Here is a 24,657-nt window from a genome sequence, read left to right on the forward strand (position 1 = left end):
AGGGCACGAGAGCGCTGTCCCTTTCTGCGCTTCAAACGGAATTTTCTCTGTGGCCGGGAAAGCTGTGGCAGTCGATCATCGCATGCTGCCGTAGTTGCCTCCCCGCCGCATTTTCCTTGAACCACGCCGCCCGATGAGCGGTGAATGAGGACTTTATGAGCAAGACTAACGCATCCCTGATGAAACGCCGCGAAGCCGCTGTACCGCGCGGTGTTGGCCAGATTCACCCGATCTTCGCCGACCACGCGAAGAACGCCACCGTGACCGACGTTGAAGGTCGCGAGTTCATCGACTTCGCCGGCGGTATCGCCGTGCTGAACACCGGTCACGTGCACCCGAAAATCATCGCCGCGGTGACCGAGCAGCTGAACAAGCTGACCCACACCTGCTTCCAGGTGCTGGCCTACGAACCGTACGTAGAGCTGTGCGAAAAAATCAACGCCAAGGTGCCAGGTGATTTCGCCAAGAAAACCCTGCTGGTCACCACCGGTTCCGAAGCCGTTGAAAACGCCGTGAAGATCGCCCGTGCCGCCACTGGCCGTGCCGGCGTGATCGCGTTCACCGGCGCTTACCACGGTCGCACCATGATGACCCTGGGCCTGACCGGTAAAGTCGTGCCTTACTCGGCCGGCATGGGCCTGATGCCAGGCGGCATCTTCCGCGCGCTGTACCCGAACGAACTGCACGGTGTGAGCGTCGACGACTCGATCGCCAGCATCGAACGCATCTTCAAGAATGACGCCGAGCCGCGTGACATCGCTGCCATCATCATTGAGCCGGTTCAGGGCGAAGGCGGCTTCTACGTCGCGCCTAAAGAGTTCATGAAGCGTCTGCGTGCCCTGTGCGACCAGCACGGCATCCTGCTGATCGCTGATGAAGTGCAAACCGGCGCTGGCCGTACCGGCACGTTCTTCGCCATGGAACAGATGGGCGTTTGCGCCGACCTGACCACTTTCGCCAAATCCATCGCTGGCGGCTTCCCGTTGGCCGGTGTGTGCGGCAAGGCCGAATACATGGACGCCATTGCTCCAGGCGGCCTGGGCGGTACTTACGCCGGTAGCCCGATTGCTTGCGCTGCGGCCCTGGCCGTGATGGAAGTGTTCGAAGAAGAGCACCTGCTGGATCGCTGCAAGGCAGTCGGCGAGCGTCTGGTCACTGGCCTGAAAGCCATCCAGGCCAAATACCCGGTGATCGGCGAAGTCCGTGCCCTGGGCGCGATGATCGCGGTCGAGCTGTTTGTCGACGGTGACAGCCACAAGCCGAACGCTGCCGCGGTGGCATCGGTGGTGGCCAAGGCTCGCGACAAAGGGCTGATCCTGCTGTCCTGCGGCACTTACGGCAACGTTCTGCGCGTCCTGGTTCCGCTGACCGCGCCGGATGAGCAATTGGACAAAGGTCTGGCAATTATCGAAGAGTGCTTCTCGGAACTCTGATCTAAAATGTTCATATGAATGTGTGAGCTGATCGACAAAAAACCCGCTTCGGCGGGTTTTTTTGTCCCCGGGACAAACTGCACCGTCCATGATCAGCATTGACTAAGGTACAAGCATCGCAAAGGGAGCGTGCAGATGACCGCTGTGGTTTTACCGGCTGTACCGCGTGTGTTGGTTGCCGAGGCTGACCCTTGGTCTCGTGACCTGATCAAACAAGTGCTGTTGAGCGTGCGCTGCGACGCACGGCTGGATCTGTGTGCCGATGGTCAGGAAGCGTTGCGGCTGTTGGCGGAAAATCCGTATGACCTGGTGATCGTCGACGGGGAGCTGCCCGGCGTCGACGGTCTGAATGTCTTGCGCAACGTCCGTCAGCGCAAACGCAATCCGCCACTGCCTTTCATCCTGATGAGCAGCCGCAACGACAGCGCCAGTGTGCGCGAAGCCTTGCCCCTGGCGCCCACGGCGTACCTGACCAAACCCCTGAACATGGAAAGCCTGACCCAGCGTCTGCAGGATCTGCTGCTGAACGCCGGTGAAGAGGTTTTCTGTGAAATGCCGACACTGGCGGCCGGTATGACCTTGTCGGTGTATCTGCAGCGCCGTCGCGAACTGGCGGAGGGTGCGCCATTGATGGCCGATGTGCAGATGGCGGTCAACGCCAGCCTGAACACCCGCGGTCTTGACCTGGTGCGGCTGGAAGAGGAAATCCGCACCGACCCGCACATCACCGCCGTTCTGATCGCGGCGGCTAACAGCGCGGCGCTGCACGTTGGCGATGCGGTCCAGACCTTGTCTCAGGCGCTGCACCGCTTGGGCTCCGCGCAAAGCATGAACCTGATCCTCGGGTTGGCACTCAAGCACAGTGCCCGGCTCAGCGATCCGCTCCTGGCGGACTATGCCGAGCGCTTCTGGGACTTGTCCCTGCACACTGCCGAATACGCCCGCACGCTGGCGCGGTTGCTGGATCTGGATCAAGAGCGCTGTTATTGCGCAGGCATTCTGCATTGCCTCGGCGACCTTGCGTTGCTGAGGTGTTTGCAGGAATGGAAGCAGGCCGGTGGCGAGCTGGATGAACGGGAGGAGGTCGGCAATGCCTTGGCCGAGTTCGGCGCAGCCTACGGTTCGTCACTGCGAACTCGCTGGCGGCTGCCGCTGGAGTTGCGGGAGTTGATTGCAGCGACCTATCAGCTCGGTGGCGGCGTTTATTCTCGCGAAGCGTTGGTGATGAACATGGCCGCGCAACTGGCGCGCCTGACCGAGCATGAGGGCATTGAGGCCTTGGCGAAGAGCCGGACTGCGCGGTTGCTCAAGATCGGCTTGCCGGAGTTGATGCGGCTGCGCAAAAAGTAAACTTCACACAAAAACCTGTGGGAGCGAGCCTGCTCGCTCCCACAGGAGTTGTGTTGGATTTTGGATGGGTGTCACCCGGAAATGATGCGGTTTTTTCCCTGGCGCTTGGCTTCATACATGGCGGCATCCGCGCGGGCGAACACGCTGTCGAGGGAGTCGTCCTCCGGCGTCAGGCTGGTCAACCCCTGGCTGACGGTGATGCCGAACGTCTGGTCATCATGGCTGAAGCTCAGTTGCTGAATCTGCCATTGCAGGCGCTCGGCGACTTGCATGGCCATGTCGGGTGCACAGCCGGGAAACACCGCTGCGAATTCCTCGCCTCCGATCCGCCCGAATACATCTCCCCGGCGTAATGCGGCTCGACCGCTCTCGGCGATTCGTTGCAGTACGTTGTCGCCCGCTTGATGACCGTAAGTGTCGTTGACCCCTTTGAAGTCATCGATGTCCAGCAACAGGAACGCCATCGGTGCGCCTTGCTTGCGCGCCTGAGCAAACTCGCGTTGGGCGCATTCGAAGAAGTGTCGGCGATTGCTGCTTTGCGTCAGCACATCGGTGGTCGCCAGGCGCTGCAACTCGGCTTCCATCCGTTTCTTTTCGGTGATGTCTTCAGCAATGCCGACGATGATCACCGGTTGGCCCGGCTCGGCCTGGCGGTTGATGAAGCATTTGTCGCTGAGCCAGCGCACCTGGCCGTCGGCGGCGATGATGCGGTATTCGCGGTCTTCAACGGCGCCTTTGACCAGCACTTCGGCGAGGCTGCGCTCGGCGTAGTCGAGGTCATCGGGGTAAATGCTGTCGCGCCATTCGTTGTAGTCGGACAGCAAGCTGCCAGCCGATCGGCCAAAAATCCGTTCATACGCCGGACTGACGTAGAGCACCTGACGGGTTTCCCAGTTGAAGGCCCAAAGCACAGCGTTGACGCTCACCAGCAGGGAGCTGAACAGCTGTTCGCGTTCGCTCAGGCGCGCGACTTCGCTCTGGGCGTGCATCAGCGCCATCAGGGTTTGAGCAGTGTCGGGCGATTGAGCGAAGGGTGCGTCTTGCAGGTTTTTTGGGACCATTGGGACAACTCTCAAAGGGCGTGCGCCGCTTGAGGTTCGAAAGCAGCAACAACGAAGCCCGCCGGGGTATGGCGAAGTGTCTTTGAGATAGGGGATTTGGAGATTGGTTCCCGCGCTACGTGGCGAGGAGGCTTGCTCCCGCCGGGCGGTATCTGAGGCGCGTTTTTTCAGTTAAAACGCGTCGTCAGATTTTGCGGCGACTTCGTCGCCGCACGGGGGCAAGCCCCCTCGCCACAGGGAAGAGCTTCGGCAGGGTCAGGCAGCGGCAGGGCGCAGGGAGTAGGTTTTCAGCTGGTCGGCGAAGTCGCGCAGGGATTGAATCCCGCTGGCCTCCGCTTCGTGTACCCAATCCTTGATGGCAGCCAGCATGTCGTGACCATTTGAGCTGGTCTTGACCCAGATCTGCTGCAAGGCCAGGCGTTTCTCGTAAATTACCTTCAGCGCCTGGCTGTGCTCGAGCATGGTCTGGATGCGCAGGTGGTGTTTATCGTCCAGCAGACTGGTTTCCCGCGAAAGCAGACGCTTGGCCCGGTGGAACTGGTGACGGACCGAGTGATCGACCTTTTCCAGCTCTTGCTTGACCAGCGGCGCGATGACCAATTTGCGGTATTGGGCCATGATCTGGAAGCGGTTGTTGAGGATCGCCATGGCGGTGTCCATGTCCAGGCTGCCTTTGCCTTCGACGCGGTGGGCGATCGGTGCAACCCGCTGGACCTTGGCCAGGCGGAAGAAACTGAAGACCTGGATCCAGGCCCAACCGAGGTCGAACTCCCACTTCTTCACCGACAATTTTGCCGAGTTAGGGTAGGTGTGATGGTTGTTGTGCAGTTCTTCGCCGCCGATCAGGATGCCCCAAGGCACCAGGTTGGTCGCCGCGTCGCGGCATTCGAAGTTGCGGTAGCCGATGGCATGGCCCAGGCCATTGACCACGCCGGCGGCCCACACCGGGATCCACATCATCTGGATCGCCCAGATGGTGATGCCGATGGTGCCAAACAGCAGCAGGTCGATGACGCCCATGATCGCCACACCCAGCAGCGGGAAACGGCTGTAGAGGTTGCGCTCGATCCAGTCTTCAGGGCAGTTCTTGCCGTAGATGCGCAGGGTCTCCGGGTTCTCCGCTTCGGCGCGGTACAGCTCGGCACCTTTGCGCAGAACGGTGGACAGGCCCTTGATGACCGGGCTGTGCGGGTCATCGACGGTTTCGCATTTGGCGTGATGCTTGCGGTGGATAGCGGTCCACTCGCGGGTGTTCTGCGCCGTGGTCAGCCACAGCCAGAAGCGGAAGAAATGTTTCAGGCCAGCATTGAGCTCAAGCGAGCGATGGGCTGAATAACGGTGCAGATAGACCGTGACGCCGATGATCGTCACGTGGGTCATCAGCAGGGTGACTGCCACCAGTGACCAGGGCGACAAGCCGAGAAAACCTTCGTACCACATAGGCTATAGGGCCCTCGATAAAGAAAAAAACAGCCGTTGCATTATCACTAAGCCCACAGATAAAACCAGTCACCCTTTCAGATAAGAGTGGCTGGATGTTTCTTTAACCTATAATCCCATCCTTTTCGCAGGGACAAGGACGGCTAATGTCTGCCACCTATCGCGACGCGTCGCGAGCAGCGCTGCTCTATCTATTGATTTCCATCGTCTGGCTGCAGCTCAGCGGCTATTTATTGAACAGTTTCTTCGATGGCTCCGACGAGCTGGTACGTTGGCAACTGATCAACGGTTATGCCTGGATCCTGCTGAGCACCGGCCTGATCTTCGTTGCCAGAGCGCGATTGCTCCGTTGCCTGGGGATCGGCAATACATTGAGTGAGCGTCATGAAGAGCGCGAGCGTTTGCGCCAGGCGGCTGCGGTGTTCGATTGCACGCGTGAAGGTGTGCTGGTCACCGATAGCAACGGGCTGATCGTCCATGTTAACCGGGCGTTCATGGAAATCACCGGCTACTCGCAGGCGGAAGTGCTGGGTCAGCGACCGAGCCTGTTCAAGTCGGGCCATCACCCCGCGGATTTTTACCAGACGATGTTCGTGACACTCAAGAGCCTCGGCGAGTGGAGCGGGGAGATCTGGAACCGCCGCAAAAGCGGTGAGATCTACCCGCAATGGCAGACGATCCGCGTCATTCGCGACGATCAGGGCCAGCTCAGCCATTACGTCGCGGTGTTTTCCGACATTAGCGCAATCAAGAATTCCGAACATGAGCTCAAGCACCTGGCTCATCACGATCCGCTGACGGATCTGCCTAACCGCTTGCTGTTCACCGACCGTACCGAGCAGGCGCTGACGTCAGCGCAACTGCACAAGCGTGGCTGTGCATTACTGATGATCGACCTGGATCATTTCAAAATGATCAACGACAGCCTTGGGCACACCATCGGTGACGAACTGCTCAAGGCCGTGGCCGAGCGATTGCAGGCCATGCTCGGGCCGGAGCTCACGCTGGCGCGGCTCGGTGGCGATGAGTTCGCGGTGCTCGCCGAAAGCTGTCCGCAGTTGATGCAGGCGGCGGCGCTTGCGCAACGGATCATTGATGCTCTCAAAGAGCCATTCCTGATCGGCGGACATCAACTGTTCATCAATACCAGCATCGGTATCAGTCTGTTCCCCGGCGATGCCTTGAGTGCCGAACAATTATTGCGTAACGCTGACTCGGCGCTGTTCAAGGCCAAAAGCGCCGGTCGCGATGGCTACGCCTTGTACACCGAAGAGCTGACCGCCCATGCCCAGAATCGGGTCGAGACGGCTGTTGAACTGCGCCGAGCGCTGGAGCAGCAGGAGCTGCGCGTTTATTACCAGCCGGTTCACGACCTCAGGACCCGTCGGCTGGTGGGCGCCGAGGCGCTGGTGCGCTGGGAGCATCCGCAACGAGGGCTGGTGCCGCCGGCAGAATTCATTCCCATCGCCGAACGCACCGGATTGATCGCGGAGATCGATGCGTGGGTGATGCGCCAGGCTTGTCAGCAAATGTGCTCGTGGCAGCAGGCCGGTGTGGCGTTGTCGTTTATCGCGGTAAACGTCTCGTCTCGACTGTTCGCTCGCCGTGAGCTCTTTCAGCAAGTGGCGAAAGTGCTTCACGAAACCGGGCTCGATCCAGCGTTTCTGGAACTGGAAGTCACCGAGAGCGCGGTCATGGAAGACCCGGAAGTGGCCTTGGAGCAGATGCATCGACTGCGCGAGTTGGGTGTGCGGCTGGCCATCGATGATTTCGGCACCGGCTATTCGTCGCTGCTGCGGCTCAAGCGTTTACCGGTGCAGAAGCTCAAGATCGATCAGGGCTTCGTCGCAGGATTGCCGTGGGATGAGGACGACGTGGCGATCGTGCGGGTGATTATCGCGCTGGCGCAAAGCATGGGGATGCAGGTGCACGCCGAAGGGATCGAGCAGGTCGAGCAGGCGCGTTTCCTGCTCGAACACGATTGCGATCTGGGCCAGGGCTACTGGTTTGGGCGACCGGTTCCGGCCGAGCAGCTCGATTGGGCGCATGCGCCGGAAATTCGCTAAGCGCAGGTCCCCCCTTAATCCGTGACGCAAAGCGTCACCGGATACTTCCCCCCTTCGCGCATAGCGCCGAAGCGATCTGCTTTCTGGTTATATAAACATTCTCAAATAGTCTTTTTAAGAATATCTACGTGTCTCTAGTATTGCTCTCACGCCGCAAGCAGTGCCGCCACTGCCAGGCAATCTCTCAGTTGAAGGAGCAGCACCATGAGCGCATCCCTACGTAGCGTTGAGGGTCAAGACGAAGCCACCATCTTGCGTGAGATCCAGAGCGCACTGCGCGACCTGCGTTTTGGCGCAGTCGAGATCACCGTGCACAACGCTCAGGTGGTCCAGATCGAACGCAAAGAAAAATTCCGTCTGCAAAGCCCGAGCAACAAACCGAGCTGAAAAAACCGGCAGCCCGCGCTTCCAGCACTCCATAAAAAAAGCCAACACATCCAAGAATTCCAGGAGCTTTCACCATGTCGTCGATTCGTCATTTCGCTTTGGCCGCCCTGGCCAGTGCACTTTTTGCTGGTTCTGCGGTTGCCAAGGATTACGAGTTGCTCAACGTGTCGTATGACCCGACTCGCGAGCTGTATCAGGATTACAACGCCGAGTTCGTCAACTTCTGGAAGAAGGACCACGCTGGCGATAACGTGAAAATCCAGCAGTCCCACGGTGGTTCCGGCAAACAAGGCCGTGCCGTGATCGATGGTCTGCGCGCCGACGTGGTGACCCTGGCCCTGGCCGGTGACATCGACGAAATCGCAAAACTCGGCAAGACCCTGCCGGTCGACTGGCAGAAGCGTCTTCCCGAGGCGAGCACGCCTTACACCTCGACCATCGTGTTCCTGGTACGCAAGGGCAACCCTAAAGGCATCAAGGACTGGGGCGACCTGGTCAAAAACGACGTGTCGGTCATCACTCCTAATCCGAAAACCTCCGGCGGTGCGCGCTGGAACTTCCTCGCGGCCTGGGCCTACGGCCTGAAAGCCAACGGTGGTGACGAAGCCAAGGCCAAGGAATACGTGCAGACCCTGTTCAAGCATGTGCCGGTCCTGGACACCGGCGCTCGCGGTTCGACCATTACCTTCGTCAACAACGGTCAGGGTGACGTATTGCTGGCCTGGGAAAACGAAGCGTTCCTGGCTTTGAAAGAAGACGGCGGCGCGGACAAGTTCGAAATCGTTGTGCCTTCGCTGTCGATCCTCGCCGAACCACCGGTGGCTGTGGTCGACAAGAACGCCGAGAAAAAGGGCAACGCCGAGATCGCCGAGGCGTACCTCAAGCACCTGTACAGCCCGGCCGGCCAGGAAATTGCGGCGAAAAACTTCTATCGTCCACGTGACAAGGATGTGGCCGCCAAGTACAGCAAGCAGTTCCCGACCCTGGACCTGGTGACCATCGACAAGGATTTCGGCGGCTGGAAAAGCGCTCAGCCGAAATTCTTCAATGATGGCGGTGTGTTCGACCAGATCTACCAGGCGCAGTAGTTTTAAATAGCCATCAACGAGCCCCGGATTTAAGTTCGGGGCTTTGCGCGTTCTCAACCAAGGACTTTTATGTCGCGTCGTATCTCCCCCGTCATACCCGGCTTCGGGCTGACGCTGGGCTACACCTTGGTGTACCTCAGCCTGATTGTGCTCATTCCACTGGCGGCGATGTTTGTGCATGCCGCCCAACTTACCTGGGATCAGTTCTGGGCGATTATCTCGGCGCCACGGGTGCTGGCGGCGTTGAAGCTGAGCTTCGGCACCGCGCTCTATGCCGCGATCATCAACGGCATCATCGGCACGCTGCTGGCCTGGGTGCTGGTGCGCTATACCTTCCCTGGACGCAAAGTCATCGATGCGATGATCGACTTACCCTTCGCTTTGCCCACCGCCGTGGCCGGTATCGCGCTGACTGCGCTATACGCGCCCAATGGTTGGGTGGGTCAGTTTGCAGCGGACCTGGGTTTCAAGATCGCGTATACCCCCTCGGCATCACCCTCGCCCTCACTTTTGTGACACTTCCATTCGTAGTACGTACCGTACAGCCAGTATTGGCTGATATCCCGCGTGAAGTGGAAGAAGCGGCAGCGTGCCTGGGTGCAAAACCGCTACAGGTTTTCCGCCATATTCTGGTGCCCGCGCTGCTGCCAGCCTGGCTGACCGGTTTCGCGTTGGCCTTTGCCCGCGGGGTCGGCGAGTACGGTTCGGTGATTTTCATCGCCGGCAATATGCCGATGAAAACCGAGATCCTGCCGCTGCTGATCATGGTCAAACTCGACCAGTACGATTACACCGGCGCCACGTCCATTGGTGTACTGATGCTGGTGGTTTCCTTCGTCCTGTTGCTGCTGATTAACTTGCTGCAGCGGCGCATCGAAACCCCATAAGGAGGCGCAGAAATGTCCCAATCGTCTATTGCTGCTGCTTCCTCGAACGCTGCCCGTCGTGGCAGCGCTTCGTCGCGGCGAATCCTCATCGGCCTTGGCTGGCTGGTGTTCGTCCTGTTCCTGTTGCTGCCGCTGGTGATCGTGGTGTCTCAGGGCCTGAAGCTCGGAATCGGTGCGTTCTTCACCGCGATCTTCGAACCCGACGCGCTGTCGGCCCTGAAACTCACGGTGATTGCCGTGCTGATATCAGTGCCGCTCAACCTGGTGTTCGGTGTCAGCGCTGCATGGTGCGTGAGCAAATACTCGTTCCGTGGCAAAAGTATGCTGGTCACGCTGATCGACCTGCCGTTCTCGGTATCGCCGGTTATCGCCGGTCTGGTCTACGTGCTGATGTTTGGCGCCCAGGGCCTGTTCGGGCCGTGGTTGCAGGATCACGACATCCAGATCGTCTTCGCCTTGCCGGGCATCGTGCTGGCGACGATTTTCGTCACCGTGCCGTTCGTGGCGCGTGAACTGATCCCGCTGATGCAGGAACAAGGCACCCAGGAAGAAGAGGCTGCGCGCTTGCTCGGGGCCAATGGCTGGCAGATGTTCTGGCACGTCACCGTTCCCAACATTAAATGGGGCCTGATCTACGGCGTGGTGTTGTGTACCGCGCGGGCCATGGGTGAATTCGGTGCGGTGTCGGTGGTTTCCGGGCACATTCGCGGGGTGACCAACACCCTGCCGCTGCACGTCGAGATCCTCTACAACGAATACAACCACGTGGCCGCGTTCGCTGTGGCGAGCCTGTTGCTGATCCTGGCGCTCTGCATCCTGCTGCTCAAGCAGTGGAGCGAAAACCGTATTAACCGCCTGCGCGCCAGCGCCGCGGAGGAATAAGTCATGTCGATCGAAGTGCGTAACGTCAGCAAGAATTTCAATGCGTTCAAGGCGCTGGACAACATCAGCCTGGACATTCAAAGCGGCGAACTCGTGGCCCTGCTCGGCCCTTCGGGTTGCGGCAAGACCACGCTGCTGCGGATCATCGCCGGCCTGGAAACCCCGGATCAGGGCAACATCGTGTTCCACGGTGAAGACGTCTCCGGCCATGATGTGCGTGATCGCAATGTCGGCTTCGTGTTCCAGCACTACGCGCTGTTCCGTCACATGACGGTGTTCGACAACGTCGCGTTCGGCCTGCGCATGAAACCGAAAAACCAGCGCCCAAGCGAAAGCCAGATCGCGGTGAAGGTTCATGAACTGCTGAACATGGTGCAACTGGATTGGCTGTCGGATCGCTACCCGGAGCAACTCTCCGGCGGGCAGCGTCAGCGTATCGCGTTGGCCCGTGCCTTGGCGGTGGAGCCGAAAGTCCTGCTGCTCGATGAACCGTTCGGGGCGCTCGACGCCAAGGTCCGCAAGGAGCTGCGTCGCTGGCTCGCACGGCTGCACGAAGACATCAACCTGACCTCGGTGTTCGTGACCCACGACCAGGAAGAGGCCATGGAAGTCGCCGACCGTATCGTGGTGATGAACAAAGGCGTGATCGAACAGATCGGCTCACCGGGCGACGTCTACGAAAACCCGGCCAGCGATTTCGTTTATCACTTCCTCGGTGATTCGAACCGCCTGCATCTGGGCGAAGACAACCACGTGCTGTTCCGCCCGCATGAAGTGTCGCTGTCGCGGCATGAGCTGGAAGACCATCACGCGGCGCAAGTGCGGGATATCCGTCCGCTGGGCGCGACCACTCGGGTGACGTTGAAGGTCGAAGGCCAGAGCGAGTTGATCGAAGCTGAAGTGGTGAAGGATCACGACAGCCTGATCGACCTGGCGAAGGGCGATACGCTGTTCTTCAAGCCCAAGGTCTGGCAGAAACTCGCCAACATCTAAGGCAAAAGCTTCGCGGGCAAGCCTCGCACCTACAGGGGATCTATGGCGTACATAGATCCCCTTTAGGAGCGAGGCTTGCCCGCGAAAGCAATCTACGCAGCAGCGCGCTTCGGATTGACCCGCACCCCACCCACCCGCGCCTCGATCTGCTCTTTCAAATCCCGCCGCATCCCTAGCAAAAACGCCAGTTCAACCACCACAAACAGTGGCCCGACAATCAACCCCGTCACATCATCGACAAACGCCGGTTTGCGTCCTTCATAGTGATGACCGACAAACTGAATCGCCCAGCCCACCACAAACATCCCGATCCCGCTCGAGAGCCACACCAGCGTACTTTGCTGCGCGAGAACCTGACCCGCCCAGACGCACAGCCCCAGCAGCACCGTCATCAACACCCCGAGGCGTACCTCCAGGCGCAGGTAAAACCATGCCGAGGCCAGTGCCAGCAGCACCGCCGGCGACACCCAGCCCCCGACCCATTGCGGCCGCGACAGCAGCACCGCCACCGCCACCACAATCAGCGGAATCCCGATAAAGTGGCTGGCGATATTGCGCGGGTCACGGTGGTAAGCGGCGTATTGACTGAGATGGTCAACGAGGCTTTTCATTGTTATTCCTCCTGTAGGGTGATTGATCATGCCTCGGGTTCACCTTTCGCTCTGTCAGGCAGGCGACAATCTCCAGGAGTTTTCATGAGCATGCAGGTTTGGCGTTCGCGCCTGGAGTCGGGGCAGTGGTTCAGTCATTTACCGGTTCCCTTACAGGATAGTCTGCTGGCTGCGGCCCGGGTGCGACGGTTGTCGACCGGGCAGCTGTTGTTCAAACGCGGTGACCCGCCGTGCGGGTTGTATGCGGTGATCGAAGGCGCGGTACGCATCGGCGCGGTCAGCGAGCAGGGCAAGGAAGCGCTGTTGAGCCTGGTGGAGTCGCCCCATTGGTTCGGCGAAATCTGCCTGTTCGACGGCCAGCCACGCACCCACGATGCGTTCGGCGTGGGCCAGTGCACCCTGTTGCACATCCCGCAGGCGGCATTGCTGGCGTTGCTCGACGAACAACCGGTGTATTGGCGGCAGCTGGCATTGCTGATGAGCCACAAACTGCGCCTGACCTTCATCAACCTCGAACAGCTAAGCCTGATGCCCGCCCCGGCACGCCTGGCTCACCGCCTGCTGATGATCGCCGAGGGCTACGGCGAATACGATCCGCCGCGCCGAGTGCTGCAACTGCCGCAGGAGCAACTGGCGTCAATGCTGTCGCTGTCGCGCCAGACCACCAACCAGATCCTCAAGGACTTGCAGGGGCAGGGCATTCTGAATTTGAAGTATGGCGAGATCGAAATCCTCAACGCCGAGGGCTTGCGGGCATTGGCGATTTTCTGAAACTCAGCGTTTTTGATGGGCTTTGCCCGCGAACGCGCCTAGCCTGTGATGACGACAATCGAGGTGTGCCATGCGTGTGCTGCTAGTAGAAGACGAATCGGAGATCGCCAAACGCCTGGCCAACGGCCTGAACGAGGCGAGTTATTCAGTCGATGTGGCGCTCAACGGTATGGACGGGCGTCGCTTTATCGAGTCCGGCGAATACGATCTGATCATCCTCGACGTGATGCTGCCGGGGCTCAACGGCTGGCAGTTGCTGCAACAGATCCGCAAGCTCGGCGACACGCCGGTGCTGTTGCTGACCACCAAGGACGGCATCGAAGATCGCCTGCGCGGTCTGGAGCTGCATGAAGATGATTACCTGCTCAAGCCGTTTGCCGTGAGCGAACTGGTGACGCGGGTGCGCAAGTTGTTGCGGCGGGATCGGGGGCGTTAGGGCGTTACTGCGGTGTCTGGTCTGGCCCCTTCGCGGGCAAGCCTCGCTCCTACAGGTTTTTCGATTTGCCGCGATATTGGGGTCCATATGGAACCACTGTAGGAGCGAGGCTTGCCCGCAAAGAGGTCGGTTCTGGCAAACCATCTTTCCGATGTTTCACCGCAACCCATCCCGAAACTGCCCCGGTGTCATCCCGGTCCAGCGCTTGAACGCGCGGCTGAAGCTGCTGGTATCGGCGAACCCCAGCATATAACTGACTTCACTCAACGAGCATTGCGGGTCACGCAGGTGCAGCAGCGCAAGGTTTTCGCGGCTTTCATTGAGCAACGCGTCGAATCGACAACCTTCGTCCGCGAGATGCCGTTGCAGGCTGCGCAAGCTCAGGTGCAGGGCCTTGGCGATGTGTTCGGCGCTCGGTTCGCCTTCGGGCAATTGTTCTTCAATGGCATCGCGGACCTTGCGTTCCCATGTCAGCGGCTTGAGTTGCGCCAAAGTACGCTTGAGCACCGCTTCGTTGTGTTCGGCCAGTTCCGGGTTGGCATCGTCCAGGTGACTGTCGAAGTCCACGAGGGCAAATTCCAGTCGGTCCTCGTCGGCGGCGAAGTGCACCGGCGAACGAAAGACTTTGTGCCATTGATGCGGGTCGGCCGGTTCCGGGCGGCGCAGATACACCGCCAGCGGGGCATATTCGCGGCCCAGACGATTGCGGCAGGTGCGCACGTAAATCGCGGCAAACGCGTCGATGGCCTCCAGCGCCGGTGCGGGATTGCCTTGCGGAATTTTCAGGCGGAAGCGGTAGCGATCTTCAGCGCGGGTCAGTTCCAGTTCCAGCGCATCGCTGACCACCTGGTGATAACGCACGATGCGCTCGAACACTTCGCGCAGACTGCCGCTGGCCACCAGCGCATAACCGAGCGCATGGAACGTGGTCGGGCTGACAAAACGCGACACCCGCAAGCCAATCGCCGGGTCGCCGCTGACCTGCACCGCGATTTCCCACAGGCGCGTGGTGCCCGACAACGGGTAACGGGCGTTCGGGTCGTCCATCAATTGCGGGTCGAGCCCCGCCTGCTGGCACAAAGCGGTGCTGTCGAGGCCCAGCGCATCGAGTTGCTTGCGCAGGGCGCGGGTCCAGCTGGCGAGGGAGGTCGGTTCAGTCATGCTGATTGGCGCTTCCGGTCAACAGGTTGGCGTTCACGGCTACCACGGTGTGAGGGTTCACAAGGCAGGATGCGAACATCAATAACCAGAGGATGGAAGCATGGACGGTACTTCTGCAAGTCCCCAGCGACTGAATGCAGCCCAACGATCAGCGCATATTCGCGAAGTGGTGCTGGCCAGAGGGGTCGAACTGCGCAAACGCTACCCGATTCTCAACCATCAGGACGCCTTGGGCGCGGGCATTCTGGCCTTCGCGCTGGCCGGAATGATCGGTTCAGCGGCGCTCTACCTGACCGGGCACCTGGCCTGGTGGGCGTGCCTGTTGCTCAACGCGTTTTTCGCCTCGTTGACTCACGAGCTGGAACACGACCTGATTCATAGCATGTACTTCCGCAAACAACGGGTGCCGCACAACCTGATGATGGGCCTGGTGTGGCTGGCGCGCCCGAGCACGATCAACCCATGGATTCGCCGGCATCTGCACCTCAATCACCACAAGGTGTCCGGTACGGAAGCCGACATGGAAGAGCGCGCGATCACCAACGGCGAGCCCTGGGGAATCGCGCGGCTTTTGATGGTCGGCGACAACGTGATGTCGGCGTTCATTCGCATGCTGCGCGCCAAGACCTGGGCGCATAAATTCAGCATCATCAAACGCACGTTGAAGGTCTACGCGCCGCTGGCGCTGGTGCATTGGGGCGCCTGGTACATGTTCCTCGGATTCCATGCGGCGAATGGCATTGCCTACCTGATGGGGTCACCCATCGAATGGTCGGCGACCACGCTGTCGGTGATGACGGTCATCGACATCGCGGCGGTGGTGATCATCGGCCCGAACGTGTTGCGCACGTTTTGCCTGCATTTTGTCAGCTCCAACATGCATTACTACGGGGATGTGGAGCCGGGGAATGTGATTCAGCAAACCCAGGTGCTGAACCCTTGGTGGATGTGGCCTATGCAAGCGTTCTGCTTCAACTTCGGCAGCAGCCACGGGATTCATCACTTCGTGGTGAAGGAACCGTTTTACATCCGCCAGATGACCGTGCCGGTGGCGCACAAGGTGATGCGCGAGATGGGCGTGCGGTTCAATGATTTCGGGACGTTTGGGCGGGCGAACCGGTTTGTACGCGAGGAAACAGCAGAGGCGCAGGAGGTGCGTGCCGCTCAGGCGTGATCGATGTTATCGGAAACTCAACACGGCAAAGGCGCCCGTCATCAATCTGACCCAAAGGGTCGGTACGTTATGACCCAAACAGGATGACTTGGTAGTTGCTGTATCGCGATCCACTTATGCGTTTCGGATCTAACAAAGTAATTAAATATTCCTTTGTTGGATAAGTATTTAAGTCAATCATCGCATCCAGTGATGTTGATTAGCGCTAGCAGATTTTGAGTTTCCGGGGCCGTCTCCTTGGCAGGGTGCGGTCCCTTTTTTTGTCTTTTCAAAACCACCGCATATTCCTTATGGATCTTAATAAATAGCTTCTTATTCCTTAACGGATATAACTCTCCTCCCTATACTCGACCGGGAACAGACACGCAGCAGGAGAGCTCCCCCATGCGCAACGAATCAATTCGCTACCTGATTGTGCCGGGCTGGCAAGGATCGCCGAAAGATCATTGGCAAAGTCACTGGCAGAACAGCCTGCCCAATAGCGCTCGGGTGGAGCAGGCCGACTGGCTGACGCCGCGTCGTGAAGACTGGGTTGCCGCGCTGGCAGAAGCGATTGCTGCCGACAGCACGCCGGTGATCTTGATTGCGCACAGTCTGGGTTGCATTACGGTCGCCCATTGGGCGGCCACGGCATCGCTGCATTTTTTGCGACAGGTTCGCGGTGCCTTGCTGGTCGCGCCGGCGGACGTTGAACGTCCGGCATGTGCTCCGGCCTTGCGTAACTTCGCACCGATTCCCACAACCCTTTTGCCCTTCCCGAGCCAGGTCGTCAGCTCCGACAACGACAGCGCCGTGAGTGCGCCGCGAGCTCTGGAGCTGGCTCGCAACTGGGGCGCCGAGGCGGGGATTCTGCCGGGTGCCGGACACATCAACGTGAAGTCCGGTCACCAGCGATGGGAGCAGGGATTTGCCTATCTCTACCGCCTGCAAAATCGAATGGAACACCACGCCCTGCGACGTGCTTGAACCTTTTTCTTTTTTAGAACGCCAACCCGTCTCCCGGCGGTTCAGGGCGGGAGTCTGCCATGAGTTTCGAAGCCTTCGGTCAGCCACTGCTGACCTTTCCCGACGCAGAAAAAAGTCCCCTGAGTATTCGCGCCAAGGCGCTGGTGTTTGTCGATCCACGTTCCCGGCAGTTGCGCCTGGAGCTGGAACAACTGGCGCCGCGCTCGATCTCGGTGTTGATCCGTGGTGAAACCGGCAGCGGCAAGGAATTGCTTGCGCGGCACATCCATCGTGCCAGTGATCGCAGCGGGTTATTCGTCTCGGTCAACTGCGGCGCCATAAGCCCGACCTATGCTGACGCCGAACTGTTCGGCTATGCCGCCGGCAGTTACAGCGGATCGGCCAGCAGCCGCGCGGGGTGGTTCGGTTCGGCCAATGGCGGCACGCTCTACCTGGATGAGATCGGCGACTTGCCGCTGCCGATTCAGATCAAATTGCTCGCCGCCCTGGAAAACCACGAAGTCACCCGCGTTGGCGCTCAGCAACCGAGCCCGGTGGACGTGCGCCTGGTGGCGGCCACCAGTATCGATCTGGCCCAGGCGGTGGCGGCCGGGAAATTCCATGAGCGGCTTTATCACTACCTCAGCGAAGGTCAACTCGAACTGCCGGCATTGCGTGACAGGGTCGGGGATATTTTGTCGCTGTCAGAATATTTCCTCGGCATCTACAGCCAGCGCCTCGACCTGCCGGTGCCGCTGATCAGTGAGGCCGCGCAGTTGGTGCTGGAGCGGCACAGTTGGCCGGGCAATACCCGGGAGCTGGAGAATGTCATTCACTTTGCGCTGCTGGTCAGTACCGGCGACGAGATTTTGCCGGAGCATTTGAATCTGCCTGAAGTGCCTGTGTCGTTGGTGCAGATTGAGCAGCAGATCGCGCAAGTGAGCAAAAACGGCACGGCTGACGAGCGTTCGGCGCTAAAGGATCTGCTCGAAAGCTTTAGCCGAATGCTGTAACCCGTGTGGGTTAGAGCTGTATGAACAAAATGGAATATGAGAGTGAATAAAAGATATTGTTCGGGAATAAAAAATCCCGGTATTGTCCGCTTCACGCCAGCGATAGCACTTCACTGGCACACGTACTATTTAGCCGTCGTCGCTGACGACCGTGATTTTCGATAAGGACACTGCATGAAAAAGGTTCTGTTGTTCACCGCACTGGCGGCTGCCCTGACCGCGGGCCTGGCCCAGGCTGGCGAGAAACTGGTGGTGGCGGCGACCCCGGTTCCACACGCCGAGATTCTGGAACTGATCAAGCCAACCCTCGCCAAAGAAGGCGTGGACCTGGAAATCAAAGTGTTCACCGACTACGTTCAGCCGAACGTACAGGTCGATCAGAAGCGTCTGGACGCCAACTACTTCCAGACCCTGCCGTACCTGAAAAGCTTCAACGAAGGCAAAGGCACTAATCTGGTAACCGTGATCGGCGTGCACGTCGAACCATTCGGCGGCTACTCGAAGAAAGTCAAAACCCTGGCTGAGCTGAAAGACGGCGCGACCATCGCCATCCCGAACGAAGGCAGCAACAGCGGCCGTGCCCTGATCCTGCTGCAGAAGGCTGGCCTGATCGAGTTGAAAGACCCGAAAAACGCTCTGGCTACGCCGAAAGACATCGCCAAGAACCCGCACAACTTCAAGTTCAAGGAATTGGAATCGGCCATGCTGCCGCGTGTGCTGGATCAGGTCGACCTGGACATGATCAACACCAACTACGCGCTGGAAGCAGGTCTGAACCCGGCTAAAGATGCGCTGGTGATCGAAGGTGCCGATTCGCCTTACGTGAACTTCCTGGTGGCTCGTCCGGACAACAAGGACAGCGTTGCCATCCAGAAACTGGCCAAAGCCCTGACCAGCCCGGAAGTGAAAGCATTCATCGAGAAGAAGTACAGCGGCGCGGTACTGCCGGCGTTCTGATTCGCGAGGTAAACCCCTTCAAGGTTTCGAACGCCGACGGCTGGTAAAGCGTCGGCGTTTTTTTGCCTGCGAGAAACCTGTGGCGAGGGCGCTTGCTCCCGCTGGGTTGCGACCCTAAATCCTGCACATGCGCTTCTTCAGGCACACCGTTTCGACTGATTTTGCGACTGCTGCGCAGTCGAGCGGGACGGTGCGGCGGTCCGACAAGCTCCCTCGCCATAAAAGCGCCCGCGCATTCAGGCTACCCTGGCCTCCAGCGCCCGGCGCAATGCCACCAATAACTTCACGATTTCCTGCGGATCCAACCGCTGTGGCACTTTCATCTCAGCCATTTTTCTCTTCCTTGTGAGGGTTCAGCCAGGGAGTCTGGCCAAAAGCTGTGCGTCCTTGGAGGGGCTTTTTGAAAAAAAGATCCCTCCTACAGCTGCAAGGAAAATAGTCGTCTTCTTTCGCCGCGACAAATCCGCGAGATAGTTTTTTGCGTGATGCGACAAGGTCGACGTGAAGCTGGCCAACACGACCGTCATCCGAACCTCAGGCTGGCTCTCAGTGGGCTCCGCCGCGTGCTACAAGATTTGTGACTTGATGGCTTTATTTGAGGGCGTCAGGTGCACCCATGGAACCCTGTTCTAAGCTCACAGTCGTATCGCCATTGGCACGTCCGTACAACGCAAAGGAGTCTGCATGGCTGGTCCCGGATTGAAAATAGCGGTTGGTCTGAGCCTCCTTGCACTACTGACCGCGTGTGGCGATAAAAAACCGGTCGAGAAGGACCGTCCACGGGTCTTCGTCCAGGAGGTCAAACCCTTGGATTACGCCGCGTCGGTGACGCTCACCGGCGATGTTCAGGCCCGGGTCCAGACTGAGTTGTCGTTCCGCGTGGGCGGCAAGATCATTCAGCGCATGGTCGATGTCGGTGACCGAGTGTCGGCCAAACAAGTGCTGGCCAGACTCGATCCCAAAGACCTGCAGACCAGCGTCAATTCGGCCCAGGCCCAAGTCACCGCCGAGCAGGCCCGGGTCAAGCAGACCGCCGCCGCGTTTGTCCGCCAGCAAAAACTCCTGCCCAAGGGCTACACCAGCCAAAGCGAATACGATTCCGCGCAAGCCGCCTTGCGCAGCAGTCAGAGCGCGCTGACCGCTGCTCAGGCGCAGCTTGCCAATGCTCGCGAACAACTCGGCTACACCGCGCTGATTGCCGAGGCGCCAGGCGTGATAACGGCGCGTCAGGCCGAGGTCGGTCAGGTGGTGCAGGCGACGGTGCCGATTTTCAGCCTGGCGCGCGATGGTGAGCGTGACGCGGTGTTCAACGTCTACGAATCGCTGCTGGCCGAGGCGCCGGAGGATAAAACCATCGTGGTCAGCCTGCTCGACAACCCGTCGATCAAAACCACTGGCACCGTGCGGGAGATCACTCCGGCGGTGTCCGCGCAGACCGGCACCGTGCAAGTCAAAGTCACCCTCGACAGCCTGCCCGAGGGCATGCAACTGGGCTCGGTGGTAAGCGCTACGGCCAAGACACCGGGCAAGTCCGCCGTGGAATTGCCGTGGTCGGCCCTGACCAAAAACCTCAGCGATCCGGCGGTATGGCTGGTGGATGGCGAGGGCAAGGCGCAACTGCACAATGTCACGGTCGGTCGTTACCTGACCGGCAAAGTGATCATCAGCGCCGGCCTGCAGAGCGGCGAAAAAGTCGTCATCGCGGGCGGTCAGTTGCTGCACCCCGGCGTGAAAGTTGAAATCGCCGAAAACACCTACAAGGATCTTGCTGTGGAAGCTCAGCCATGAAGCGTCTGTTACTGGTGTGCACGGCGATGATGCTGGCGGCTTGCTCGAAAGAGGAACCGCCGCCGGAGCCGATACGTCCGGTGCTGTCGGTCAAGGTCGAATCGCTGGACGAGGAACATCTCGGCCGCTTTGCCGGCAGCATCCAGGCCCGCTATGAAAGCAATGTCGGGTTCCGCGTGCCGGGGCGCATCGCCAGCCGTAACGTCGATGTCGGTGCCGAAGTGGAAAAGGGCGCGCTGCTCGCCACCCTGGACCCTACCGATCAGCAGAATCAGCTGCGTTCCGCCCAGGGCGATCTGGCCAGCGTCCAGGCGCAATACATCAACGCCCAGGCCAGCGCCCGGCGGCAGCAGGAATTGTTCGATCGCGGCGTCGGCGCCCAGGCGCAACTCGATGTCGCGCAGACCGACCTGAAGACCACCCAGGCCTCTCTCGATCAAGCGAAGGCGGCGGTCGATCAGGCCAAGGATCAGCTCAACTATGTCGAATTGCGCTCGGACCACAAAGCCATCGTCACCGCGTGGAATGCCGAAGCCGGGCAAGTCGTCACCGCCGGCCAGCAAGTGGTGACCCTGGCGCAGCCGGACATCAAGGAAGCGGTGATCGACCTGCCGGACACCCTGGTCGACCAACTCCCGAGCGACGTCGTCTTTCAAGTTGCGGCGCAACTGGACCCGAGTATCAACACGACGGCCACTGTTCGTGAAATCGAGCCCCAGGCCCAGAGTGCGACCCGTACCCGTCGAGCCCGCCTGACCCTGACAGACACACCGCCCGGTTTTCGCCTGGGCACAGCGATCAGCGTCACCCTCAGCTCCGCGATCAAACCCCGCATCGAACTGCCCTTGAGTGCGCTACAGGAGGTCGGTGGGCAATCGCGCATCTGGGTCGTCGATACGCAGACCCAGACCGTTGCCCCACGGGACGTCAACCTTCTCAGCCGCACCGATTCGACCATGGTCCTGGCCAACGGTGTGAAGTCGGGTGAGCGGGTGGTCAGCGCGGGTGTGAACAGCCTGAAACCGGGACAGAAAGTGAGAATCGACGAGGACAGCCCCCAATGAAAGGGAGTTTCAACTTATCCGAATGGGCCCTCAAGCATCAGTCGTTTGTCTGGTATTTGATGTTCGTCGCGCTGCTGATGGGCGTGTTCTCGTACATGAACCTGGGGCGCGAGGAAGACCCGTCGTTCACCATCAAAACCATGGTCATCCAGACCCGCTGGCCGGGCGCGACCCAGGAAGAAACCCTCAAGCAGGTCACGGATCGCATCGAGAAAAAACTCGAAGAGCTCGACTCCCTCGATTACGTCAAAAGCTATACGCGGCCCGGCGAGTCCACGGTGTTCGTCAACCTGCGCGACACCACCAGTGCCAAGGACATCCCGGAAATCTGGTACCAGGTGCGCAAGAAGATCAACGACATTCGCGGTGACTTCCCCCAAGGCCTGCAAGGGCCGGGATTCAACGACGAATTCGGTGATGTGTTCGGTTCGGTCTACGCCTTTACCGCCGACGGCTTGTCGATGCGCCAGTTGCGCGATTACGTGGAACAGGTTCGCGCTGAAATTCGTGAAGTGCCGGGGCTGGGCAAGGTCGAGATGGTCGGTGAGCAGGACGAAGTCCTCTACCTGAATTTCTCCACCCGTAAACTGGCGGCGCTGGGTATCGATCAACGCCAGGTGGTGCAAAGTCTGCAAACCCAGAACTCAGTGACCCCGGCCGGTGTGATCGAGTCCGGCCCGGAGCGCATCTCGGTGCGCACCTCCGGGCAGTTCGCTTCCGAGAAAGACCTGGCCAACGTCAACCTGCGGCTCAATGACCGCTTCTACCGCCTGGCCGACATCGCCGACATCAGCCGTGGCTACGTTGACCCGGCGACCCCGGAGTTCCGTTTCAACGGTCACCCGGCCATCGGCCTTGCCATCGCCATGAAGAAGGGCGGCAACATCCAGGAGTTCGGCAAGGCGTTGCACCAGCGCATGACTGACCTGACCGCAGACTTGCCGGTGGGCGTTGGTGTGCACACTGTGTCCGATCAGGCCGAAGTGGTGGAAAAAGCCGTCGGAGGCTTCACCAGTGCCTTGTTCGAAGCGGTGGTGATCGTGCTGATCGTCAGCTTCGTCAGCCTCGGTGTGCGCGCCGGGCTGGTGGTGGCGTGCTCGATCCCGCTGGTGCTGGCCATGGTGTTCATCTTCATGGAATACAGCGGCATCACCATGCAGCGGATTTCCCTCGGCGCATTGATCATCGCCCTCGGCCTGCTGGTGGACGACGCAATGATCACGGTCGAAATGATGGTCACACGCCTGGAAATGGGCGAGACCAAGGAGCAGGCGGCGACGTTTGCCTACACCTCCACGGCGTTCCCCATGCTCACCGGCACATTGGTGACAGTCGCCGGGTTCGTGCCGATTGGCCTCAACGCCAGCTCGGCGGGCGAGTACACCTTCACCCTGTTTGCCGTTATCGCGGTGGCGATGCTGGTGTCGTGGATTGTCGCTGTGTTGTTTGCCCCGGTGATCGGCGTGCACATTCTCAGCGCCAAGGTGAAACCCCATGACGCCGAGCCCGGGCGCATCGGCCGTGCATTCAATTACGGGATGTTTTGGGCCATGCGCAATCGCTGGTGGGCGATCGGTATCACCATTGCGCTGTTTGTGGCCTCGGTGTTTTCCATGCAGTTTGTGCAGAACCAGTTCTTCCCGTCGTCGGACCGCCCGGAAATCCTCGTCGACCTCAACCTGCCGCAAAACGCCTCGATGGCCGAAACCCGCAAGGCGGTGGACAAGCTCGAAGCGACGCTCAAGGATGACCCGGACATCGTGCGCTGGAGCACTTACATCGGCGAGGGAGCGATCCGATTCTACCTGCCCCTCGACCAGCAATTACAGAACCCGTACTACGCGCAACTGGTGATCGTCAGCAAAGGCCTGGAATCGCGCAACGCCCTCAGTCAGCGCTTGCGCGAACGGCTGCGCAAGGATTTCGTCGGGATCGGCAGCTACGTCCAGGCGCTGGAAATGGGCCCGCCGGTGGGTCGCCCGATTCAATACCGGGTCAGCGGAAAGGACATCGATCAGGTGCGCAAGCACGCCATCGCCCTGGCCACCGAGCTGGACAAGAACTCGCACATCGGCGAGATCATTTACGACTGGAACGAACCGGGCAAAGTCCTGCGCATCGAGATCGCCCAGGACAAGGCGCGGCAACTGGGGCTGTCGTCGGAAGACGTGGCCAACTTGATGAACAGCATTGTGGTTGGTTCGCCGGTGACTCAGGTCGATGACGATATCTACCTGATCAACGTCGTGGGGCGCGCGGTGGACGCGGAACGTGGCACGCCGGAAACCCTGCAAAACTTGCAGATCGTGACCCCGAGCGGCACGTCGATTCCGCTGCTGGCGTTCGCCACGGTGCGTTATGAACTCGAGCAACCGCTGGTCTGGCGCCGTGACCGTAAACCGACCATCACCATCAAGGCGGCGGTGCGTGATGAGATTCAGCCGACTGACTTGGTGAAGCAGCTCAACCCCGCCATCGATAAATTCGCCGCCGGTTTGCCGGTGGGTTACTCGGTCGCCACGGGCGGCACGGTGGAGGAAAGCGGCAAGGCCCAGGGGCCGATAGCCAAGGTGGTGCCGCTAATGCTGTTCCTGATGGCGACCTTCCTCATGATCCAGCTGCACAGCGTGCAGAAGCTGTTCCTGGTGGCGAGTGTCGCGCCGCTCGGGCTGATCGGCGTGGTGCTGGCGCTGATCCCGACGGGCACGCCAATGGGCTTTGTGGCGATCCTGGGGATTCTGGCGTTGATCGGCATCATCATCCGCAACTCGGTGATCCTGGTGACCCAGATCGACGCCTTGGAGAAAGAGGGCGTTTCACCTTGGGATGCTGTGGCGCAGGCCACGGAGCATCGACGCCGACCGATTCTGTTGACCGCTGCGGCGGCCAGCCTGGGGATGATCCCGATTGCCCGGGAAGTGTTCTGGGGGCCGATGGCTTACGCCATGATTGGCGGGATCATTATTGCGACGTTGCTGACGCTGCTGTTTTTGCCAGCGCTTTATGTCGCCTGGTACAAAATCCGCGAGCCGCAGAAAGAGGTGCAGTAAGGCGAGCGCTACGCGCTCATCGCGAGCAGGCTCGCTCCTACAGGGGGACCGCGTCCGTCTGGACAACTCGGTCAACTGTAGGAGCGAGCCTGCTCGCGAT

General features: G+C 59.9%; 20 protein-coding genes and 1 pseudogene. 17 read left to right on the plus strand and 4 right to left on the minus strand.

The window, feature by feature from the left end:
• Window positions 1-155 precede the first annotated feature (155 nt).
• Both gabT and HP062_RS21810 read left to right on the plus strand, forming a co-directional pair.
• Entirely contained in the window at window positions 156-1,433 is a 1,278-nt protein-coding gene (gabT, locus tag HP062_RS21805; RefSeq protein WP_010464866.1) for a 4-aminobutyrate--2-oxoglutarate transaminase, read from the plus strand.
• A 135-nt stretch (window positions 1,434-1,568) separates the two neighbouring features.
• A complete protein-coding gene (locus HP062_RS21810) occupies window positions 1,569-2,783 on the plus strand; it encodes a response regulator (protein WP_172792011.1) in 1,215 nt (404 codons plus the stop codon).
• 71 nt (window positions 2,784-2,854) lie between these two features.
• On the opposite strand, the gene HP062_RS21815 is transcribed toward HP062_RS21810, so the two are convergent.
• Together HP062_RS21815 and desA are read right to left on the minus strand one after the other, a co-directional pair.
• On the minus strand, window positions 2,855-3,844 hold the full coding sequence (locus tag HP062_RS21815) for a sensor domain-containing diguanylate cyclase (protein ID WP_102595053.1): 990 nt from the start codon (window positions 3,842-3,844) through the stop codon (window positions 2,855-2,857).
• 255 nt (window positions 3,845-4,099) lie between these two features.
• Window positions 4,100-5,284 (minus strand): delta-9 fatty acid desaturase DesA, encoded by a 1,185-nt coding sequence (gene desA, locus HP062_RS21820; protein ID WP_145309089.1) that lies wholly within the window; start codon window positions 5,282-5,284, stop codon window positions 4,100-4,102.
• Between the two features lie 146 nt (window positions 5,285-5,430).
• Here desA and dibA point away from each other — a divergent pair, with 146 nt between their 5' ends.
• The 6 genes and pseudogenes from dibA (at window position 5,431) to HP062_RS21850 (ending at window position 11,587) form a co-directional block, all read left to right on the plus strand.
• Window positions 5,431-7,350, plus strand: coding sequence for a phosphodiesterase DibA (gene dibA, locus HP062_RS21825; RefSeq protein ID WP_083375303.1), 1,920 nt, complete (start codon window positions 5,431-5,433; stop codon window positions 7,348-7,350).
• A 204-nt stretch (window positions 7,351-7,554) separates the two neighbouring features.
• Window positions 7,555-7,737, plus strand: coding sequence for a sulfur starvation response protein OscA (gene oscA / locus HP062_RS21830; protein WP_010464855.1), 183 nt, complete (start codon window positions 7,555-7,557; stop codon window positions 7,735-7,737).
• Window positions 7,738-7,811: 74 nt separating this feature from the next.
• Window positions 7,812-8,825 (plus strand): sulfate ABC transporter substrate-binding protein, encoded by a 1,014-nt coding sequence (locus HP062_RS21835; RefSeq protein WP_172792012.1) that lies wholly within the window; start codon window positions 7,812-7,814, stop codon window positions 8,823-8,825.
• Between the two features lie 69 nt (window positions 8,826-8,894).
• Window positions 8,895-9,712, plus strand: a pseudogene (gene cysT / locus HP062_RS21840) (sulfate ABC transporter permease subunit CysT).
• Window positions 9,713-9,724: 12 nt separating this feature from the next.
• Window positions 9,725-10,594 carry a sulfate ABC transporter permease subunit CysW gene (cysW, locus tag HP062_RS21845; protein ID WP_010464848.1) on the plus strand — a complete coding sequence of 290 codons (870 nt, stop codon included), beginning with the start codon at window positions 9,725-9,727 and terminating at the stop codon, window positions 10,592-10,594.
• Window positions 10,595-10,597: 3 nt separating this feature from the next.
• Window positions 10,598-11,587 carry a sulfate/molybdate ABC transporter ATP-binding protein gene (locus tag HP062_RS21850; RefSeq protein ID WP_010464846.1) on the plus strand — a complete coding sequence of 330 codons (990 nt, stop codon included), beginning with the start codon at window positions 10,598-10,600 and terminating at the stop codon, window positions 11,585-11,587.
• A gap of 92 nt (window positions 11,588-11,679) precedes the next feature.
• Here HP062_RS21850 and HP062_RS21855 read toward each other — a convergent pair whose 3' ends face one another.
• Window positions 11,680-12,198, minus strand: a complete 519-nt coding sequence (locus tag HP062_RS21855; RefSeq protein ID WP_010464844.1) for a DUF962 domain-containing protein — start codon at window positions 12,196-12,198, stop codon at window positions 11,680-11,682.
• An 84-nt stretch (window positions 12,199-12,282) separates the two neighbouring features.
• On the opposite strand from HP062_RS21855, the gene HP062_RS21860 reads away from it, so the two are divergent.
• Both HP062_RS21860 and HP062_RS21865 read left to right on the plus strand, forming a co-directional pair.
• Window positions 12,283-12,969 (plus strand): Crp/Fnr family transcriptional regulator, encoded by a 687-nt coding sequence (locus HP062_RS21860; RefSeq protein WP_077747479.1) that lies wholly within the window; start codon window positions 12,283-12,285, stop codon window positions 12,967-12,969.
• A 70-nt stretch (window positions 12,970-13,039) separates the two neighbouring features.
• A complete protein-coding gene (locus HP062_RS21865) occupies window positions 13,040-13,405 on the plus strand; it encodes a response regulator (protein ID WP_077747480.1) in 366 nt (121 codons plus the stop codon).
• A gap of 156 nt (window positions 13,406-13,561) precedes the next feature.
• Here HP062_RS21865 and HP062_RS21870 read toward each other — a convergent pair whose 3' ends face one another.
• Window positions 13,562-14,566, minus strand: coding sequence for an AraC family transcriptional regulator (locus HP062_RS21870; protein ID WP_010464838.1), 1,005 nt, complete (start codon window positions 14,564-14,566; stop codon window positions 13,562-13,564).
• Between the two features lie 100 nt (window positions 14,567-14,666).
• Between HP062_RS21870 and HP062_RS21875 the strand changes: the two genes are divergently transcribed.
• The 7 genes from HP062_RS21875 to HP062_RS21905 all read left to right on the plus strand — a co-directional run bounded on the left by HP062_RS21875 (window position 14,667) and on the right by HP062_RS21905 (window position 24,557).
• The gene (locus HP062_RS21875; RefSeq protein WP_010464836.1) at window positions 14,667-15,740 is read left to right on the plus strand and encodes a fatty acid desaturase; all 1,074 of its coding nucleotides are present in this window, start codon (window positions 14,667-14,669) and stop codon (window positions 15,738-15,740) included.
• Window positions 15,741-16,124: 384 nt separating this feature from the next.
• Window positions 16,125-16,706: an alpha/beta hydrolase gene (locus HP062_RS21880; protein ID WP_172792013.1), complete on the plus strand. Its 582-nt coding sequence runs from the start codon at window positions 16,125-16,127 to the stop codon at window positions 16,704-16,706.
• Window positions 16,707-16,765: 59 nt separating this feature from the next.
• The gene (locus HP062_RS21885; protein WP_172792014.1) at window positions 16,766-17,698 is read left to right on the plus strand and encodes a sigma 54-interacting transcriptional regulator; all 933 of its coding nucleotides are present in this window, start codon (window positions 16,766-16,768) and stop codon (window positions 17,696-17,698) included.
• Between the two features lie 174 nt (window positions 17,699-17,872).
• The gene (locus HP062_RS21890; protein ID WP_010464830.1) at window positions 17,873-18,655 is read left to right on the plus strand and encodes a MetQ/NlpA family ABC transporter substrate-binding protein; all 783 of its coding nucleotides are present in this window, start codon (window positions 17,873-17,875) and stop codon (window positions 18,653-18,655) included.
• A 684-nt stretch (window positions 18,656-19,339) separates the two neighbouring features.
• A complete protein-coding gene (locus tag HP062_RS21895; RefSeq protein ID WP_083375297.1) occupies window positions 19,340-20,443 on the plus strand; it encodes an efflux RND transporter periplasmic adaptor subunit in 1,104 nt (367 codons plus the stop codon).
• Window positions 20,440-21,507 carry an efflux RND transporter periplasmic adaptor subunit gene (locus tag HP062_RS21900; protein WP_172792015.1) on the plus strand — a complete coding sequence of 356 codons (1,068 nt, stop codon included), beginning with the start codon at window positions 20,440-20,442 and terminating at the stop codon, window positions 21,505-21,507. Before HP062_RS21895 ends, HP062_RS21900 begins: the two co-directional genes overlap by 4 nt.
• On the plus strand, window positions 21,504-24,557 hold the full coding sequence (locus tag HP062_RS21905; RefSeq protein ID WP_010464825.1) for an efflux RND transporter permease subunit: 3,054 nt from the start codon (window positions 21,504-21,506) through the stop codon (window positions 24,555-24,557). The genes HP062_RS21900 and HP062_RS21905 overlap by 4 nt, the downstream gene beginning before the upstream one ends.
• Window positions 24,558-24,657 lie beyond the last annotated feature (100 nt).

Source organism: Pseudomonas sp. B14-6, from assembly GCF_013260315.1.
GTDB classification, from domain to species: Bacteria; Pseudomonadota; Gammaproteobacteria; order Pseudomonadales; family Pseudomonadaceae; genus Aquipseudomonas; species Aquipseudomonas mandelii.

Bases quoted from the DNA above. Each gene is read 5' to 3' on its own strand.
- gabT (WP_010464866.1), top strand. From the start codon at position 156: ATGAGCAAGACTAACGCATCCCTGATGAAACGCCGCGAAGCCGCTGTA.
- HP062_RS21810 (WP_172792011.1), top strand. From the start codon at position 1,569: ATGACCGCTGTGGTTTTACCGGCTGTACCGCGTGTGTTGGTTGCCGAG.
- HP062_RS21815 (WP_102595053.1), bottom strand. From the start codon at position 3,844: ATGGTCCCAAAAAACCTGCAAGACGCACCCTTCGCTCAATCGCCCGAC.
- desA (WP_145309089.1), bottom strand. From the start codon at position 5,284: ATGTGGTACGAAGGTTTTCTCGGCTTGTCGCCCTGGTCACTGGTGGCA.
- dibA (WP_083375303.1), top strand. From the start codon at position 5,431: ATGTCTGCCACCTATCGCGACGCGTCGCGAGCAGCGCTGCTCTATCTA.
- oscA (WP_010464855.1), top strand. From the start codon at position 7,555: ATGAGCGCATCCCTACGTAGCGTTGAGGGTCAAGACGAAGCCACCATC.
- HP062_RS21835 (WP_172792012.1), top strand. From the start codon at position 7,812: ATGTCGTCGATTCGTCATTTCGCTTTGGCCGCCCTGGCCAGTGCACTT.
- cysW (WP_010464848.1), top strand. From the start codon at position 9,725: ATGTCCCAATCGTCTATTGCTGCTGCTTCCTCGAACGCTGCCCGTCGT.
- HP062_RS21850 (WP_010464846.1), top strand. From the start codon at position 10,598: ATGTCGATCGAAGTGCGTAACGTCAGCAAGAATTTCAATGCGTTCAAG.
- HP062_RS21855 (WP_010464844.1), bottom strand. From the start codon at position 12,198: ATGAAAAGCCTCGTTGACCATCTCAGTCAATACGCCGCTTACCACCGT.
- HP062_RS21860 (WP_077747479.1), top strand. From the start codon at position 12,283: ATGAGCATGCAGGTTTGGCGTTCGCGCCTGGAGTCGGGGCAGTGGTTC.
- HP062_RS21865 (WP_077747480.1), top strand. From the start codon at position 13,040: ATGCGTGTGCTGCTAGTAGAAGACGAATCGGAGATCGCCAAACGCCTG.
- HP062_RS21870 (WP_010464838.1), bottom strand. From the start codon at position 14,566: ATGACTGAACCGACCTCCCTCGCCAGCTGGACCCGCGCCCTGCGCAAG.
- HP062_RS21875 (WP_010464836.1), top strand. From the start codon at position 14,667: ATGGACGGTACTTCTGCAAGTCCCCAGCGACTGAATGCAGCCCAACGA.
- HP062_RS21880 (WP_172792013.1), top strand. From the start codon at position 16,125: ATGCGCAACGAATCAATTCGCTACCTGATTGTGCCGGGCTGGCAAGGA.
- HP062_RS21885 (WP_172792014.1), top strand. From the start codon at position 16,766: ATGAGTTTCGAAGCCTTCGGTCAGCCACTGCTGACCTTTCCCGACGCA.
- HP062_RS21890 (WP_010464830.1), top strand. From the start codon at position 17,873: ATGAAAAAGGTTCTGTTGTTCACCGCACTGGCGGCTGCCCTGACCGCG.
- HP062_RS21895 (WP_083375297.1), top strand. From the start codon at position 19,340: ATGGCTGGTCCCGGATTGAAAATAGCGGTTGGTCTGAGCCTCCTTGCA.
- HP062_RS21900 (WP_172792015.1), top strand. From the start codon at position 20,440: ATGAAGCGTCTGTTACTGGTGTGCACGGCGATGATGCTGGCGGCTTGC.
- HP062_RS21905 (WP_010464825.1), top strand. From the start codon at position 21,504: ATGAAAGGGAGTTTCAACTTATCCGAATGGGCCCTCAAGCATCAGTCG.